We start from the raw sequence: 16,640 nt of genomic DNA on the forward strand, positions 1-16,640 counted from the left end.
AACTGTGTATTCACCTTGTTCCCTTCGCAGGTATTAGCCTGATCAGGTTCAACGGATCCCGTATTCACGGTCTCAGCTTTGGTGCACTGCCCAAAGCACTCCGACAAGTAGTTTTAATTCAGTATAAAGATGCTAAGCGAAAAAAATCAACCTTTGTAAAGATGAAATTTGCAATTCGCTGTAAATAGGCTATTGCTTTAACTGTAGTTTTTTGTTGTGCAATTAAAGGATAGAAGATGAATAAATATAGCAAATTGGCTTTGGCAGCGTGTACCGCCTGGCTTTTTTCGAGTACCACCTATGCAGGGAGTCATAATGATATTGATTGGGATACTACAGAGTTTTCAACAGAAACGTATTGCTTGTTGAAAAGCGAGAATGTGGACCCCCGATATTTAAAAGCTTATGCAAAACGGTTGGGTGAAAAGCCCAGTAGAAAAACCTGCAACGCGTTTAACGAATTTGCAGAGTCAGTCACACCACGTGACTGGAATTACCAGCAGAACAGACCTTACCCTGGCAGCGTGATCAAGCTATCGCCAAATCAGGTTGAAAAGTTGAGAGAGGCTAAAAAAAGCAAGGCGAACTGATTTACTGTGCGCTAGAAAGCCTGATCCTCTTTCAGGCTTTCTTTAGCTCACGGAAAAGCCCTGTTTATACAGCGATAACGCCTGAACATTGTCTTCCCTACGCTCACTGATTTTTGCCAGCATCAATAAATCTTCTTTATTCTCAGCCAGTTTAACCGATTTCATCAGCGCTTTTTCTGCAAGTACATCGTCATTCGCATTAAAGGCAATATGACCTAACGTAGAGTAGTAGCTGGCATTGGTATCGTCCTGTTTAATCCATTCCTCCAGTAACCGCACTGATGACGCGGGGTTAGGCAGATAAAGATCTTTCATTAACGGAAACAAATACTGGTTCGGTCCTTTGCGCTGCCATTCTACTAAACAGGATTGGGCATCCTGGTGCATACCCTGTTCAAGTAACTGACGAACATAGGCGCAGCGATAAGCATCATCGGTACGTAGTCTGCGTGGTAATGTATCCCAGTGAGATTTAAGTTCTGCGGCACCATGTTTGCTCGCGATTTCGGCAAATTTACCTTTGGCTATGCGCTGTGCCCATAAGACGTAGTCGTCTTTAAGCACGGGCTTCCAGTGAGGTAGCTGTGTTTGCAATTCCTGCCAGTGACCCAACCGGGCCAACACTTCGGTTTTTAACTTGATCACCTGCTTGTGCTTAGCGTGTTTGGGGTCAAGCGCTTCTAGCCGTTTAAGCGCGCTTTCATCCTTGCCTTCTTCTAAGTCAAGCCGCGTCAGCACCAATTCGGCGGCAAGGGTTGAATGAGCATACTCGCTTGCCTGTTCCAGTAAGGCGCGCATGCGGTCCTTCTCATCAAGATGACGCGCAACCTGTGCTGCGGCCAGATAGTTTACGCCATCAAAGTCACCGTCGGTGGTTTTGCTGAAAGAGGTTTTTGCTTCTTTGAGTTCGCCTTCGGCCAGGGCCTGAAATCCACGATAGAAAGCCCGTTGACGCTTGCGCTTGCCCCAACTGCCAAACCAGTGGTGGGAGCCGCGAAACACACTCCACACGCGCTTAAGAAGGTAACGTAGTAGATAAAGAAGTACTGCTGCTACGATCAGACTGATAACAAGGCTCACCACCGTCATCTCAATGGTTAATGTGCCCATGGCGATAAGCACGTAGCCTTTATCGCCAATTACCTCAGGCGCCACAATCATGGCGGCAAGTAACAATGCTATTGAAACGCCCGCAATTATCAGCCATTTCATATTGCACTCTCTCCCTGACCAAATACGTTTTTAACCCGTTGTTCAAGCAGGCTTTCCAAGGGGGCCTGAGCAGCCAGTTTATTCGGTAACTCTTTGCTCACATCCGTATCTTGCAGATTCTCAAGGCCGCTGATCATACCCGCAACCTTGCTGTCATCCTGATCGAATTTCTGTTTTAGTAACGTCAACGCGTTTGTCAGCGACTGCTGATAGAGCGTATGTTCAGCGCCCATTGCTGCCGACTGCGCCTGCATAAGCGCCAACTTCAGTTGCTCTCGATTGAGCCATTGCTGCTGCTCGCTCATTAGTGGCTCAACTGGCGTGTCAGTGCGCTTAACACTGATAAAATCATCTACCAGCGCGCGCCACACGCGCTTGATATTCGCTTTCCAGTCATCCACCGAACCAGATACATCTTCCTGAGTAGGGTCAGCGGGGCGTTCAAAAGTGTCCAGCGGCAATTTATCGATTTGGGGCAGCAAGCCTGAAATCGCTAACGCAACTGATGTACGTGATACCGGATTGACTTGTTGCAGTGTTTGAATATCTTCAGCAATCAAAGCGCGAACAGGCAACACGGAAGGATCAGATAGCGACTTCAATCGTTTGTCGGCGTTGACCAGTAACATGATGGCGGTGCGAATATCGCGCTCCAGCCAGACTTTACGGCCGGCCATTCTTACCAGGTAATCTGCTTCCGCTATGAGCCAGTCAGAAGGGCGCTTACCTTCCAAATCACGTAATTGGCGTAATGCTGACTCTGTTTGCTGTTGCATCGTGCGACTGCTATCACTTAAGTCATTAACTGCTCGCGCCAGCTCCTGGCGGCTTTGCTCGAACTCTCGCAGTTGCTGTTGTAACGCTGCATTTTCCTGATTAAGTTTTTCAAGACGTGCGCGTTGATTTTCCTGGTCCTGAAGTAATTGGCCTTGTGTTTTGACCAGATTTTCCTGATTGTCCTGTTTGTTATGGATAAACCAATAACCAGCTCCGCCGACGCCAGCAACACCCAGCAGGCATATCACTATCATGATCCACAGCATGGTCCGCGAACGCGCTTTGGGGGTTGTACTGTTCTCGGCCTTTTGCTTAGGCTGGGAAGAAGGATGGGTTTCGCGCTTACCGGTCACCTTACCTTCAATGGCCGGTAATGCCGACGCTTCCTTGTTATTGTCTTTGTTATCTGCCATCAGGACTCCCAGTTTTCGTGTACCCATTTGATAAGCGCTGCATCATTGGCGCCTTGTGCAATTCCAACCGACTTCACCCCATAAGAAATCAGGGTGTTGGCTATGCGTTGGCTTACCGTTAACCAGGGAACACTGGTTAACTTATCTGAATCATAATATGTAAATAACGGCGTTGCCATTTCTACACTCGTTGTAATAATGCCTTTTACGTCAGCCCATTGCCATTGGTTTGATTCTTCAGGCGGAGAAAGTGGAATACGTCGATAAACGGCCAGTTCAGCTGTCGGAATTCCTATTTCTGTTAAACTTTCAGCAAGATACTCTCTGCCGCCTTCGCCTTTAATGATAACCGCCTGACAATTCTTTGCATTTTTCATCGTCAACAAATTCATCATCCCTTCGGATGTAGGAACATCTGGCGCGATTACGTTAAAACCCTGTTCACGCAGGCGCTTTGCCGTAGAGGAACCGATGGCAGCGCACCGGGCCTTGATGTCACTGACTGAGAGGGTGCTGGCAAAGACGTCAGCCGCAAAGGTGCTGGTGACGATAAGCCAGTCATTGACAGATAATTTAGTAACGGTCTGGCTTTGCACTGTTGAAAAAGGTAACGCTTGTATATCAACAGTAGCAATGCCGGTAACCGCGATTCCCTGCGCTAAAAATTGCTCACAACTGGCAGCTAACTTAGGGCGTGGACGCGTGAGCAGGTACATATCTAGCTCAACGTGGCCAGGATCTTGCCTGCCCCTTGCTTGAGCAGGGCGTCAGCAACTTCGGTGCCCAATTCTTCCGCGCGTGACGCACTTCCAGTCGCACTAGCGAACAGTAATTCGGTGCCATCAGGTTTACCAACCATACCAGTAATGGTAAGTGAGTCTTCACTTATAGTTGCAAAGCTGCCAATAGGAACCTGGCAACCGCCTTCCAGTCGGGCATTCATCGCACGCTCGGCACGCACACGAATGGACGTGGTGTCATGATTTAATTTACCCAGCAACGTAATCAATTCCTGATCGTCGTTACGGCATTCTATGCCAACCGCGCCCTGGCCAACTGCTGGCAATGAGATGTCAGCGGGAATGGGCTGGGTAATCCGATGCGCCATATCCAGCCTTATCAGGCCCGCAGACGCCAGAATGATGGCATCGTACTGACCAGCGTCCAGTTTAGCCAAACGGGTATTTACATTGCCGCGTAAATCCCGAATATCCAAATCCGGGCGATAGCGTCTGATCTGGCACTGTCGACGTAGACTGGATGTACCGACAATGGCGCCCTGGGGAAGAGCGTCTATAGTTGAATAGCTGTTGGAGACGAATGCATCGAAGGGATTTTCACGCTCGCAAATGGCATACAGCCCAAACGCTTCAGGAAAGGCAACAGGCACATCTTTCATTGAATGCACTGCAATATCAGCGCGTCCTTCCAGCATGGCGATTTCCAGTTCCTTAATAAATAAACCTTTACCACCAATTTTGGCCAGCGGCGTATCCAGGATCTTGTCACCCTGCGTACTCATAGGTACAAGCTCTACACTGAGCGTTGGATAATGATGCTCAAGCTGGCTTTTAACATAGTTGGCCTGCCATAACGCCAACGCGCTTTTACGTGTAGCGATACGGATGGGGCGGGAAAATGCGGTCGTGGACATGAAATTCTCTATTTCGGAGTTTACGATTAACTATCAGCTATTGAAGCGGTAACACACGATTGATGAACGCAGAAATATCATTGATTTCTGCCATGCATACGTTGTGTTGCATATTGTACGTGTGCCACGTGCAATTATAGCCATTTTCTTTAAGTACCTTAAACGCGGTATTACCCAGAAATGCCGGTACCACCTCATCTTGCTCTCCGTGAGCGACGAATATTGGCGTTTGCTTGTTGGCTGCGTGCGCTTCACCCGCTAGTTTTTCGGGCTCGCACATATAGGTTGAAAGTGCCATGATGCCAGCCAGGCTCTGATTAAAGCGCGTACCTTCATGTAAGGCAATGACGCCACCCTGAGAAAAGCCAGCTAGCAGGATGCGGTTTGCCGGAATGCCATTGGTAATCTGTTTCTCGATCAACCGACGCACTTGAGCGGACGACTCAACCACGCCAGTGACGTCAGCGCGACTATTAAAATCCAGCGACTTGATGTCGTACCAGGCGCGCATGCGCATGCCGCCATTGATAGTAACCGGGCGTTCTGGTGCGTGCGGAAAGATGAAGCGGATGCGGTGGGACTGTGGCAGTGCCAGTTGCGACACAATGGGAGCAAAACCGTGACCGGAATCCCCTAATCCATGCATCCAGATCACGCAGGCGTCAGCGTCCTGGCTTGGATTAACTTCAACAAAAGGGAGCAAAGAGTCTGACATGGCAGTGTTCCTAATTACATAAAATAAATGCGAATGCGATAACAAAAAAACATACAACAGCGAAAAAAGTAAATATTTACGGCTTTATAGCAGGTTATGCTACCATTGCTTTTGAAAATCACCACCACTAGATAACATTGTTGTACTGAATATGGCATCATTACTTGGCAATTTATTCATCCTCGCAGCGCCGTCCGGAGCGGGAAAATCCAGCCTGATCAAAGCGCTATTGGAAAAACATGATGATTGCCCAGACTATCCGTTACAAGTCTCGGTATCCCACACCACCCGAAAACCACGTCCCGGCGAAGTCGATGGTGTTCATTATCACTTTGTTAGTCGTGAGCAGTTCGAAACCCTGATCGAGCAAGGCGTGTTTTTTGAGTATGCCGAAGTGTTTGGCAACTATTACGGCACTTCGCGGGTCACCATCGAACAAACGCTGCATCGCGGTATCGATGTGTTTCTGGATATCGATTGGCAAGGCGCGCGACAGGTGAAAAAAATTCTACCGGATACCTGCAGTATTTTTATCTTACCGCCTTCCATACAAACACTCCGTGAACGTTTGAGTAAACGTGGTCAGGATTCTGATGATGTGATCGAAAGCCGGATGAATGAGGCGGTCGCGGAAATGTCGCATTTTGGTGAATTCGACTATGTGCTGATCAACGATGATTTCTCCACCGCGCTGTCTGAGCTGGAGGCGCTGGTGTGCACTCAGCGTCTACGCACTAAAAAACAGGCACTGCGTAATGTTGATTTACTTAGCCAGTTAGTGGGTAACCACAATTAATATTTGAGTTGTACAAAATAAGGGCTACACCTTAACACTTAACAGGTGTATACTGTGCGGCCGTTTTTTATATTCGCACTAATCAATTTCGGAGATATACATGGCTCGCGTAACCGTAGAAGATGCCGTAGACAAAATTGGCAACCGTTTTGACCTGGTTTTGGTCGCTGCACGCCGTGCTCGCCAATTAGCAACTGAAGGCAAAGATCCAATGGTAGATGTTGCGAATGACAAGCCTACCGTAACTGCTTTACGCGAAATTGAAGCAGGTTTCGTTACTACCAAAACGTTGGAAGAAGACGAGATGCGTGATCAGGAACAGCAGGAACGCGCTGAGTTTGCATCGGTTGCAAATATTCTTTCTGAGCAATAAGCAGTTTAGTAAGTTGCCAGATACGAACGCCAGTGAGTTACTTTTCGCTGGCGTTTTGGCATTGGCAATACCACTTTTTCTTCGTATCCTTTAATTAGTTACCATAAATTGCGGAAGCCTCAGTTCTGTGTACTTATTTGAAGGGCTAAAACAAAAACTTTCTGAATATCTGTCACCAGAGCGGGTGTTACTGGTGCAGGAAGCGTTTGCTTTGGCAAAAGATGCCCACGATGGCCAGATGCGCTCCAGTGGGGATCCCTACATTACCCATCCGGTGGCAGTGGCTGGCATTCTTGCTGATATGCATCTTGACCACGAAACCATTATGGCGGCGTTGTTACACGACGTTATAGAAGACACCCACTACAGCTTTGACGACTTGTCCAGTAAATTTGGTCAGACGGTGGCTGAGCTGGTGGAAGGCGTGAGCAAGCTGGATAAAATAGAGTTCAGTACCAAACAGGAAGCCCAGGCGGAAAACTTTCGCAAGATGATGATGGCGATGGTTCAGGATATTCGGGTGATCCTGATTAAACTGGCCGACCGCACGCACAATATGCGCACATTAGGTTCGCTGCGACCCGTCAAGCGACGCCGGATTGCGCTTGAAACCCTCGAAATTTATGCGCCTATTGCTCACCGTTTAGGTATTCACGACATCAAAAACGAGCTGGAAGATCTTGGTTTCCTGGCCATGTATCCCATGCGTCACCGCGCATTAAAGTCGGCCGTTAAACAGGCCCGTGGTAATCGCAAAGAAATTATCGACAATATCCGCCAGGAACTGTCTACCCGCTTGCTTGAGCATAAAATCGAAGGCGAAGTTATCGGTCGCGAAAAACATCTGTATTCCATTTATCGCAAAATGAAGAATAAGGAGCTGATGTTTAACGAGGTCATGGATATCTATGCGTTTCGGATCCTGGTGGAGTCGGTAGACAACTGTTATCGCTCATTAGGCGCAATGCACAGCCTGTATAAACCCATTGAGAACCGCTTTAAAGACTATATTGCCATTCCCCGCACCAACGGTTACCAGTCATTGCATACCTCCTTAGTGGGGCCGCACGGTATTCCAGTTGAAGTGCAAATTCGCACCCGCGCCATGGACCAAATGGCCGATAAAGGGGTTGCCGCGCATTGGTTATACAAGTCACCGGGTGACAGTGATACCACCGCTCAGTTACGTGCGCGCAAGTGGATGCAAACGTTGCTTGAGTTACAGCAAAGTGCGAGTACCTCGTTCGAATTCATCGAATCAGTTAAAACAGATCTGTTTCCGGAAGAAATCTACGTGTTTACGCCTGATGGCCGCATTATTGAGCTACCCATGGGCGCTACCGCGGTTGATTTTGCCTATGCGGTGCATTCAGATATTGGTAACACTTGCGTTGGGGTGCGCGTTGAGCGCCGAAACTACAGTTTGAGCAAACCGTTAGAAAACGGCCAGACAGTAGAGATTATCACTTCGCCTAAGGCTAAGCCGAATGCCAACTGGCTCAACTTTGTCGTCAGTGCGCGGGCACGCACCCGAATTCGACAGTATTTGCGCAAACAGCATTCACAAGAAGCGGTCAACATGGGTAATCGCCTACTACGGCATGCTCTGGGATCAGTGAAACTGGACGATATTACACAGGAAGATATCGACCGTGTGGTGGCTGAAACCAAGCATCACTCTTTTGATGATTTGTTGGTGGATATTGGTTTAGGTAATGAACTTAGCGCCATCGTCGCCCGCCGTTTGCTTGGGGACAGCGCTGAAATCCCAGATCGTAAAGGTAATGTCGCAATCCGTGGCACAGAAGGACTGTTGGTCCACTACTCACGTTGTTGTCACCCCATTCCTGATGATGAAATTATCGCCGTACTCAGCCCGGGTCGCGGAATGACTATCCACCAGACGGGCTGTAAAAACATTCGCAAGCTTACCCGTGAAGAACCCCAACGGGTACTGCCGATGCAATGGGACGACAAACCGCAGGGTGAATTTAAAGCCGCATGCCGTATCGAGTTGTATAACCATCAAGGTACACTGGCTACGCTGACTAATATGATTTCAAGTTGTGATTCGAATGTAATTGGTCTGCAAACTGAAGAAAAAGAAAGTAATATTTATTTTGTCGATATCGAACTGACTACCCACAATCGCGTACATCTTGCTCGCATTATGAAAAAGATTAGAACCATGCCTGAAGTGCAAAGAGTTTCACGTCACAGTCAGTCTCGTAACTAAAGCGCAACACTAAAACAGGAACTATTATGGCTAAATCGATAATTCAAACCGATAACGCTCCAGCAGCAATTGGTACTTACAGCCAGGCTGTGAAAGCGGGGACAACAGTATATTTGTCTGGTCAGATCCCGTTAAATCCAGAAACGATGGAATTGGTCTCAGAGGATTTCGAAGCGCAGGCTAAACAGGTTTTTGAAAACCTTAAGGCAGTATGCGAAGCTGCTCGCGGTTCGATGAACGATCTGGTTAAAGTAAATATTTACTTACTGGATTTGGCGCATTTTGCAACTGTGAACGAAATCATGAGCCAGTATTTTAACAAACCCTATCCCGCCCGAGCAGCCATTGGCGTTGCGCAGTTGCCCAAGTCGTCACAAATTGAAATCGATGGCATCATGGAATTACCTGAGTAAGTCAGCCTTTTAAGAACACACTTCCCAGTTGTAACGAGGAACTTATGTCACCTGACCGCTATCAGCGCATTCGAACCGTGTTGGCAAAACGCCAGACAGACCTGACCGTATGTCTGGAAAATGTGCACAAACCTCATAATGTCTCTGCTGTGGTACGTACCTGTGATGCGGTTGGTATTCATCGTGTGCATACGGTGTGGGAGCAAAAATACAAATTGCGCGGCGGCACCGCCATGGGAAGTCAGCAGTGGGTAAGACAAACTAATCACGACAATATCAGTGATGCCCTTAGCCATCTTAAAGGTCAGGGTATGCAGGTGCTCGTTACCCACCTGTCTGACTCAGCTGTAGATTTCAGAGAAATTGACTACACCAAACCTACCGCGATTCTGTTCGGCCAGGAAAAGTATGGTGTTACCGATGAAGCGATAGCGATGGCAGACCAGGACATCGTCATTCCCATGTTGGGTATGGTGCAGTCGTTAAACGTGTCCGTTGCGGCTGCACTGGTACTTTATGAAGCCCAGCGACAGCGTGAAATTGCCGGTATGTACAACAAACAACACCTTAGCGAACAGACTTGTCAGGAAATTCTGTTTGAGGGGGGCTACCCTCGTCTTTACCGAATGTGTAAACAGAAAGGTATCGGCTACCCGCCTATTGATGAAAATGGCCAAATAGCAGCGGATGAAAGCTGGTGGCAGCAAATGCAGCTAACACCAAAAGCGATGACGGCACTGAAAGCAGATGAAGCTTCATAATTTTTTGAAATTAAAATGGTGCAATGCAGGTCATCTAGCCAAGCTTTGTTAAAGGACACGATCTATGATCCAATCACTCAGGCTGGCCTTGGCCTCAGCATTAGTTATTTTCAGCACTTCTTTGTTGGCTGATATCCCCGAATTTGCTCCACAAGAAGATCAAGTCAGACCTTTGCTCAATGGTATGACGGTGCCCGACCTGACGGTAAAGGATGCAGAGGGCTCGCCTTTCAGCCTTAAAGCTTTGTTTATGCAAAAGCCCAGTGTTGTGCTTTTTTATCGCGGCGGTTGGTGCCCGTACTGCAACAGACAACTGGCTGGATTGAAGGATATTGAAGCTGAGCTAATTGAACTTGGGTACCAGGTTCTGGCTATTTCTCCACAGTCCGCAGCACAACTTCAGGAGCAAAAGTTTGATGCGAATCAGGCGGTAACCCTGTTAACCGATGAAAACCTGGAGGCTATCAGCGGTTTTGGCGTGGGCTTTGTTTTGGATAATGAGACCGTTGCCAAGTACAAAGGGTACGATATTACTCTGACTGAGAACGCACAGGGACAGGCCGTGTTACCCGCTCCCAGCCTGTTTTTTGTGGACAAACAGGGCGTAGTGCAACTCAGCTACGTTAATCCTGACTATAAGGTTCGCCCCTCGGCAGGCCTGGTACTGGCCATGGCAAAAGCACTAACGGGTCAACAGGCCGCGCAAAACTGAGTGCAATCGGCTTCACGCTGGAGACGCTTTGCGGTTATACTGCGGCTACTAATAAATAGCCGAGGGAACTGGCTGCGATGCAGTCTCTAGCGCACATGCCTCTGACCCAGCTGAAGGGAGTAGGGGCGAAAGTAGCCGAAAAGCTTGAAAAAATCGGGATCCACACGGTGCAGGATTTACTTTTTCACCTTCCTGCCCGTTATGAGGACAGAACCCGCATTTACAGTGTGTCTGAATGCCGGCCCTTCTCCCATGTCAGTGTCATTGGCGAGGTCATGCAAGCGGATATCCAATATGGCCGCAAGCGCATGCTGGTCGTTAAACTGTCTGATGGTACCGGCACCATCACGCTGCGCTTTTTTCATTTTGGCGCTGCGCAACGCACCATGCTGTCGCCGGGGAATCGGTTACGCTGTTTTGGCGAAATCCGCACCGGTAAAATTGGTCTGGAAATGATGCATCCAGAGTTTGCCTTACAGGCAGAAGAAAGTGAACACACCGAAGAAACCCTGACCCCCGTATATCCCACTACAGAAGGGGTTAAGCAGCTTACACTACGTAAGCTAACCGAACAGGCGCTTTCACTGTTGAGCGAAAAAAATCTCTCCGATCTGATGCCTGAGGGGTTATACCAACAACAACTCCCCTTACACCAGGCCTTACAAACGGTGCATCGACCCACACCCGATGTCGCCATAGATACCTTTGAGAACGGAGCACATCCTGCGCAGAAACGTTTGATACTCGAAGAGCTGCTGGCCCACCATTTGAGCGTATTGAAAGTGCGCCAGCAGTCCGACGCGCAGCCGGGAATTCCTTTAAAGGATGCGTCTGAGCTACGTAAAAAATTGCTCGATTCATTGCCCTTTAAGCCTACCAGTGCACAGCAGCGCGTGGGTGAAGACATTCTGGCTGATTTAACCAAACCGCGTCCGATGATGCGTCTGGTTCAGGGCGATGTAGGTTCCGGGAAAACCCTGGTGGCGGCCCTGGCGGCGATTACCGCCATAGGTAACGGTTATCAGGTCGCGCTAATGGCGCCCACCGAGCTACTTGCCGAGCAACATGCGATTAACTTTGAAGGCTGGTTGGCGCCGCTGGGAATCGAGGTGGGATGGCTAGGCGGTAAACTAAAAGGAAAGAAGCGCGAGGAGTTACTTGCTCGACTGGCTGCCGGTGGTATTCAAATGCTAGTGGGCACCCATGCTATTTTTCAGGAAGCGGTCGATTATCAGCAACTCGCGCTGGTAATTGTTGATGAACAGCACCGATTTGGTGTTCATCAACGTCTTGCTTTGCGTGAAAAAGGCCGGGTGCAGGGACGCTTTCCGCATCAGTTAATCATGACGGCAACGCCTATTCCGCGCACATTGGCAATGACCGCTTATGCCGATCTGGATACGTCGGTAATCGATGAATTGCCGCCAGGTCGAACGCCGGTGACTACGGTGGTGCTGCCTGATACCCGCCGCGCAGACGTCATTCAACGTGTGTATGACGCCTGCAAAACCCATGGCAGGCAGGCTTATTGGGTGTGTACATTGATTGAAGAGTCTGATGTGTTGCAATGTCAGGCGGCAGAAGACGCAGCGACCACTTTGCGCACTGCACTACCTGAATTACGTATCGGGCTGGTCCACGGGCGGTTAAAGGCCGATGAAAAGCAGCAGGTCATGGCTGAGTTTAAAGCGGGCAATCTGGATTTGTTGGTGGCAACCACGGTCATTGAGGTGGGTGTGGATGTGCCAAACGCCAGCATCATGATCATTGAAAACCCTGAACGATTGGGGCTGGCGCAACTGCATCAGTTGCGCGGCCGGGTTGGACGTGGGGCGGTCGAGAGTCAGTGCGTGTTAATGTATCAAAGTCCGCTATCGAAGACCGCAACGCAACGTTTAGGCGTATTAAGAGAAAGCAGCGATGGCTTTTATATCGCGCAGCGGGATTTGGAAATACGTGGACCAGGGGAGTTAATGGGAACCAAACAAACGGGTATCGCCGATCTGAAAATAGCCGATTTGGTGCGCGATGCGCAGCTGATCCCGCAGGTACAGAATATTGCTGCCCGGTTATGGGAAGAGTATCCGTCGAACGCTCAGGCAATAATCAATCGCTGGATTGGCGTGAAGGAGCAATACGGACATGCCTGATAGGGTACCAATTTTCGCTGGCGACACCGCGACTGAAAGAACACAAGCCAATGAGCTAAGTGAACGCTGGGGATTTAATCTGGTTGAAGAGGAGCCGGACCAGTTGGGTTTATGCTTTGAACAAGAACAATTGGTTTTAAAAGATTTCTCGGCACCAAAACAGCTTGGGATCAGCGTGGATTTTCTCTCAGCACAAAGCCAGTACCGCAAGCAGCATGGTGGTGCATTTAAAGAGCCTCTGGCTAAAGCCTTTGCAGTAAAATCCACGCAGACGCTTAACATCGTTGATGCCACCCCAGGGTTGGGGCGTGATGCATTTGTGCTGGCCAGCGTAGGTTGCCACGTTACTATGGTCGAGCGCTCCAATGTTGTCGCTGCGTTACTGGCCGATGGCATAGCGCGGTTAACAACAAAGCAACCGGAGATAGCAGAGCGCCTTAAACTTGTCTATGGGGATAGCAAATCGGTAATGCTAAATTGGTCTTCGGACAAGGTTGATGGTATTTATCTGGATCCCATGTTTCCTCATCGTAAAAAATCTGCTTTAGTTAAAAAGGAAATGCGGGTTTTTCAACAATTATTAGGACATGACCCGGATGCCGATGCATTATTGGCCCCGGCATTAGCGTTGGCGAAATCCCGCGTGGTGGTAAAGCGGCCAAACAGCGCCCCCATTTTAAACGATTGCAAACCAACGATGGCAATCACCAGTAAGAAACATCGATTTGATGTCTACCTGACGAATATTTAATAGGAGAAATTAATGATTCAAGTAGGAAGCTCGCTACCAGAAGTGACACTAAGCGTGTTAAAGGACGGCAAGATGACTAACCCCCATATACAAGATCTGTTTGGGGGTAAAAAGGTAGTATTGTTTGCGGTACCGGGCGCATTTACCCCTACTTGTACCCAGACTCACCTACCAGGCTACGTTGCGTTAGCTGACAAAATTAAAGCCAAAGGTGTTGATTCGATCATCTGTCTCTCTGTGAATGACGCGTTTGTGATGGACGCCTGGGGCAAAAGCACCAATGCAGAAGAGATCATTATGGCTGGCGACGGCAACGCGTTTTTTACTGAATCCATCGGAATGGACGTGGATACAGGCGAATTTGGTGGCGTGCGTTCTGTGCGTTACTCCATGCTGGTAGAAGATGGCATTGTGCGCAAACTAAACATTGAAGATCCGGGCAACTTTGAAGTCAGCGATGCACAAACGATGTTAGCTAGCTTGTAAAAATCTAACCGAATTTCACCTTACCTAAGCCGATTATCTGTATAATCGCGGCGTTTTATTTAATACAGGTTAATCGGCAATGGTGAAGCAGCGGGATGTAGTGGTAATTGGCGCAGGCGCTGCCGGGTTGTTTTGTGCGGCGCAGGCGGCAAAACGCGGTCGCAAAGTCGAAGTTCTTGATCACGCCAAAAAAGTAGGACGAAAAATCCTTATGTCCGGTGGTGGGCGCTGCAACTTCACTAACATGTATGCCTCTCCAGAAAACTTTTTGTCGCAGAACCCTCACTTCTGTAAGTCGGCGCTGAGTCGATACACCCAATGGGATTTTATCTCTCTGGTCGCGGAGTACGGTATTCCCTATCACGAAAAAACCTTAGGTCAGCTGTTTTGTGACGATTCAGCAGCAGATATCGTTAACCTGTTATTAGGCGAATGCGCCAAGTACGGCGCACAAGTGACTACCCGTTGTGAAATCCTCAGTGTAGAAAAAGTCGATGAGGGCTTTGCTGTCACCACTTCACTTGGGGATTACAGGGCAGAATCGATAGTTATCGCCACCGGTGGTTTGAGTTTGCCCAAACTTGGGGCCACACCCTTCGGTTACAAAATAGCAGAACAGTTCGGCTTGTCCGTATTGCCTACCCGTGCAGGTCTGGTGCCGTTCACACTGCACGATAAAGATAAACAGGTGTTCGCGGATTTGAGCGGTATCGCGGTAGATGTAGCTGCGGGTAATCAACGTAACTCATTTACCGAAGCCATGTTATTTACCCATCGAGGCTTAAGCGGCCCCGCCATGTTGCAAATTTCTTCGTACTGGGAGCCAGGTGAAGCAATCGACGTTAGCCTGTTAGCAGCGGCGCAGGCGGAGATCTTACAGGATGCCCGAAAAACGTCACCCGACGCTCAGCTCTCTACGGTGCTTGCCAAGCACTTTCCTAAGCGACTCACACAAGTGTTGATTGACATAAACCAATGGCAAAACCTCCCCATAAAACAGTTTTCTGAACATCAGCTCAATATGATGGAAAACCAGTTACAGAGCTGGAAAATTAAGCCAAATGGAACCGAAGGTTATCGCACCGCAGAAGTGACATTAGGGGGCGTCGATACCAATGAAATTTCATCAAAAACCATGATGGCAAAAAACGTAGAAGGCCTGTTCTTTATTGGTGAAGTGCTTGACGTGACTGGCTGGCTCGGTGGTTATAACTTTCAGTGGGCCTGGAGCAGTGGCTGGGCTGCAGGGCAGGTTGCGTAATTGTGTATGCACAACAACAAATTGATTTTATTAAAGCTTATTTTTTTGATTTGAACGGCCAAACCCTACTTTAAAGAACCGTTAAATCTTCCGGTGAACGCGGGCGCAGAGAATCTGACTCGGGAGAAATCAAACTGATCTAAAACACGTAGAATGCCTACTAATTCTTGCAGGTAAATTAACTTAAAATTGAGGACAGGATACACTATGGCAGGTTCTAACGTTTTAGATGTAAAAGCCGAACGCGAGTCTCTCGAAACCGGCATAGACAATAAAGATACAAAGCCTTTGGCAGAGCATTTATCGCGCGCACTGGCTGATACCTATATTTTACGCCTACAAACACAAGGTGTGCATTGGAATGTAGTGGGTCCATCATTTTACAGTGTGCATAAGCTAACCGAAGAGCAATATGAAGATCTGGCTGACGCAGTGGATGAAATTGCTGAGCGCATCAGAGCATTAGGGCAAATTTCTCCCTCGTCATTTGCCGAATTTGAGCGCTTGTCTGTGTTAGACAGTGAAGAGCAAGCAGGTAGCGCAGCTGAAATGCTGCAGGGCCTGATTAAAGGTAACGAACTGGTCGCCAGCCGATTGAGAAAAGCAGTTGGTAAAGCGGAAGAAATGAACGATGTTTACACCGCTGACTTACTGACCGCGCGCATTGGCGTGCATGAAGAAGCGGCCTGGATGTTACGCTCGTTAGCCGCAAAATAACCAATAAATCTTTCCGGGGCCGCGAGCCCCGGAGTGCAACTCGTACTCCTTAGTATCCCATCTTTATAGCAAATCCATCATTGGAGAGAATACCGTAGAGTGAGCAAACTAGGTTGAAACTACTTTCCCAGCGTAAACTTGGTATCGGCTTCTCTCAACAGATAAAGCGCCAGACACGCACCCCACATTGGCCAGGCGGCAAAGAATAGCAGGTTGTTAAATGCGTCAAGATATTGTGGATAAGACGACAGTGTGGACAAGCCATGTAAGATAAATACCAGACCATAAGTAAAACGTTTTGCCAGTCCGGCAACAAAAGCCAGCACCAAGATCAGTTGCAAACCGCCCAGCAGATAAATCATGGTTTCCGGTACATTACCGATGCCATAAAACGCATCCATTATTTTTGCGCCATGGGCAGGGTTAACAAATTTGTCTAACGTCCACACAAACATCACCACAAAAACCGTGATTCGTAATGCCAGAAGAGACCAGGTCAGGCGTGTGTTGAGTTCAGCCGATCCGGTTGGTGTATTAGTTTGCATAAGTGCTCCTGAATAATAATGACTGTGATGCATATACCTGATTCATTTGTGGAAAAATCAGAGGTAAATTTTGCTAAT

At 48.4% G+C, this 16,640-nt stretch carries 18 protein-coding genes and 1 riboswitch; of the genes, 12 read left to right on the forward strand and 6 right to left on the reverse strand.

Translation table 11 applies throughout. The annotated features are described in order from the left end of the window. Nucleotides 1–2 precede the first annotated feature (2 nt). Nucleotides 3–113, reverse strand: a riboswitch (TPP riboswitch). A 123-nt stretch (nucleotides 114–236) separates the two neighbouring features. Next, on the forward strand, nucleotides 237–590 hold the full coding sequence (locus HCJ96_RS07490) for a hypothetical protein (RefSeq protein WP_169210430.1): 354 nt from the start codon (nucleotides 237–239) through the stop codon (nucleotides 588–590). 42 nt (nucleotides 591–632) lie between these two features. Here HCJ96_RS07490 and HCJ96_RS07495 read toward each other — a convergent pair whose 3' ends face one another. The 5 genes from HCJ96_RS07495 to HCJ96_RS07515 are packed head-to-tail and all read right to left on the reverse strand — an operon-like array spanning nucleotide 633 to nucleotide 5,361. Beyond that, nucleotides 633–1,802, reverse strand: a complete 1,170-nt coding sequence (locus tag HCJ96_RS07495) for a heme biosynthesis HemY N-terminal domain-containing protein (RefSeq protein ID WP_169210431.1) — start codon at nucleotides 1,800–1,802, stop codon at nucleotides 633–635. Further along, nucleotides 1,799–2,992: a uroporphyrinogen-III C-methyltransferase gene (locus HCJ96_RS07500; protein WP_169210432.1), complete on the reverse strand. Its 1,194-nt coding sequence runs from the start codon at nucleotides 2,990–2,992 to the stop codon at nucleotides 1,799–1,801. Before HCJ96_RS07500 ends, HCJ96_RS07495 begins: the two co-directional genes overlap by 4 nt. Beyond that, complete coding sequence (locus HCJ96_RS07505; RefSeq protein WP_169210433.1) at nucleotides 2,992–3,708, reverse strand: uroporphyrinogen-III synthase; 717 nt, start codon at nucleotides 3,706–3,708, stop codon at nucleotides 2,992–2,994. The genes HCJ96_RS07500 and HCJ96_RS07505 overlap by 1 nt, the downstream gene beginning before the upstream one ends. A gap of 2 nt (nucleotides 3,709–3,710) precedes the next feature. Continuing rightward, nucleotides 3,711–4,646 carry a hydroxymethylbilane synthase gene (hemC, locus tag HCJ96_RS07510; protein ID WP_169210434.1) on the reverse strand — a complete coding sequence of 312 codons (936 nt, stop codon included), beginning with the start codon at nucleotides 4,644–4,646 and terminating at the stop codon, nucleotides 3,711–3,713. Between the two features lie 37 nt (nucleotides 4,647–4,683). Next, on the reverse strand, nucleotides 4,684–5,361 hold the full coding sequence (locus tag HCJ96_RS07515; protein ID WP_169210435.1) for an alpha/beta hydrolase: 678 nt from the start codon (nucleotides 5,359–5,361) through the stop codon (nucleotides 4,684–4,686). 151 nt (nucleotides 5,362–5,512) lie between these two features. Between HCJ96_RS07515 and gmk the strand changes: the two genes are divergently transcribed. The 11 genes from gmk to HCJ96_RS07570 all read left to right on the forward strand — a co-directional run bounded on the left by gmk (nucleotide 5,513) and on the right by HCJ96_RS07570 (nucleotide 16,017). Next, nucleotides 5,513–6,157, forward strand: coding sequence for a guanylate kinase (gene gmk, locus HCJ96_RS07520; protein WP_169210436.1), 645 nt, complete (start codon nucleotides 5,513–5,515; stop codon nucleotides 6,155–6,157). A gap of 100 nt (nucleotides 6,158–6,257) precedes the next feature. Beyond that, nucleotides 6,258–6,530: a DNA-directed RNA polymerase subunit omega gene (rpoZ, locus tag HCJ96_RS07525; protein ID WP_169210437.1), complete on the forward strand. Its 273-nt coding sequence runs from the start codon at nucleotides 6,258–6,260 to the stop codon at nucleotides 6,528–6,530. A gap of 127 nt (nucleotides 6,531–6,657) precedes the next feature. Beyond that, nucleotides 6,658–8,766, forward strand: coding sequence for a bifunctional GTP diphosphokinase/guanosine-3',5'-bis pyrophosphate 3'-pyrophosphohydrolase (spoT, locus tag HCJ96_RS07530; protein ID WP_169210438.1), 2,109 nt, complete (start codon nucleotides 6,658–6,660; stop codon nucleotides 8,764–8,766). Between the two features lie 26 nt (nucleotides 8,767–8,792). Continuing rightward, a complete protein-coding gene (locus HCJ96_RS07535; RefSeq protein WP_169210439.1) occupies nucleotides 8,793–9,179 on the forward strand; it encodes a RidA family protein in 387 nt (128 codons plus the stop codon). A gap of 44 nt (nucleotides 9,180–9,223) precedes the next feature. Beyond that, on the forward strand, nucleotides 9,224–9,940 hold the full coding sequence (gene trmH / locus HCJ96_RS07540; RefSeq protein ID WP_169210440.1) for a tRNA (guanosine(18)-2'-O)-methyltransferase TrmH: 717 nt from the start codon (nucleotides 9,224–9,226) through the stop codon (nucleotides 9,938–9,940). A gap of 64 nt (nucleotides 9,941–10,004) precedes the next feature. Continuing rightward, nucleotides 10,005–10,652: a peroxiredoxin-like family protein gene (locus tag HCJ96_RS07545; RefSeq protein ID WP_169210441.1), complete on the forward strand. Its 648-nt coding sequence runs from the start codon at nucleotides 10,005–10,007 to the stop codon at nucleotides 10,650–10,652. 77 nt (nucleotides 10,653–10,729) lie between these two features. Further along, nucleotides 10,730–12,802: an ATP-dependent DNA helicase RecG gene (gene recG, locus HCJ96_RS07550; RefSeq protein ID WP_169210442.1), complete on the forward strand. Its 2,073-nt coding sequence runs from the start codon at nucleotides 10,730–10,732 to the stop codon at nucleotides 12,800–12,802. Further along, nucleotides 12,795–13,553, forward strand: coding sequence for a class I SAM-dependent methyltransferase (locus HCJ96_RS07555; protein WP_169210443.1), 759 nt, complete (start codon nucleotides 12,795–12,797; stop codon nucleotides 13,551–13,553). Before recG ends, HCJ96_RS07555 begins: the two co-directional genes overlap by 8 nt. A 12-nt stretch (nucleotides 13,554–13,565) precedes the next feature. Next, nucleotides 13,566–14,039 (forward strand): peroxiredoxin, encoded by a 474-nt coding sequence (locus HCJ96_RS07560; protein WP_169210444.1) that lies wholly within the window; start codon nucleotides 13,566–13,568, stop codon nucleotides 14,037–14,039. Between the two features lie 79 nt (nucleotides 14,040–14,118). Then, nucleotides 14,119–15,300 carry a BaiN/RdsA family NAD(P)/FAD-dependent oxidoreductase gene (locus tag HCJ96_RS07565; RefSeq protein WP_211162740.1) on the forward strand — a complete coding sequence of 394 codons (1,182 nt, stop codon included), beginning with the start codon at nucleotides 14,119–14,121 and terminating at the stop codon, nucleotides 15,298–15,300. A 207-nt stretch (nucleotides 15,301–15,507) separates the two neighbouring features. Further along, the gene (locus HCJ96_RS07570) at nucleotides 15,508–16,017 is read left to right on the forward strand and encodes a Dps family protein (RefSeq protein WP_169210445.1); all 510 of its coding nucleotides are present in this window, start codon (nucleotides 15,508–15,510) and stop codon (nucleotides 16,015–16,017) included. A gap of 119 nt (nucleotides 16,018–16,136) precedes the next feature. On the opposite strand, the gene HCJ96_RS07575 is transcribed toward HCJ96_RS07570, so the two are convergent. Further along, nucleotides 16,137–16,562 (reverse strand): hypothetical protein, encoded by a 426-nt coding sequence (locus tag HCJ96_RS07575; RefSeq protein WP_169210446.1) that lies wholly within the window; start codon nucleotides 16,560–16,562, stop codon nucleotides 16,137–16,139. Nucleotides 16,563–16,640 lie beyond the last annotated feature (78 nt).

The organism is Alteromonas ponticola (assembly GCF_012911815.1).
GTDB classification, from domain to species: Bacteria; Pseudomonadota; Gammaproteobacteria; order Enterobacterales; family Alteromonadaceae; genus Alteromonas; species Alteromonas ponticola.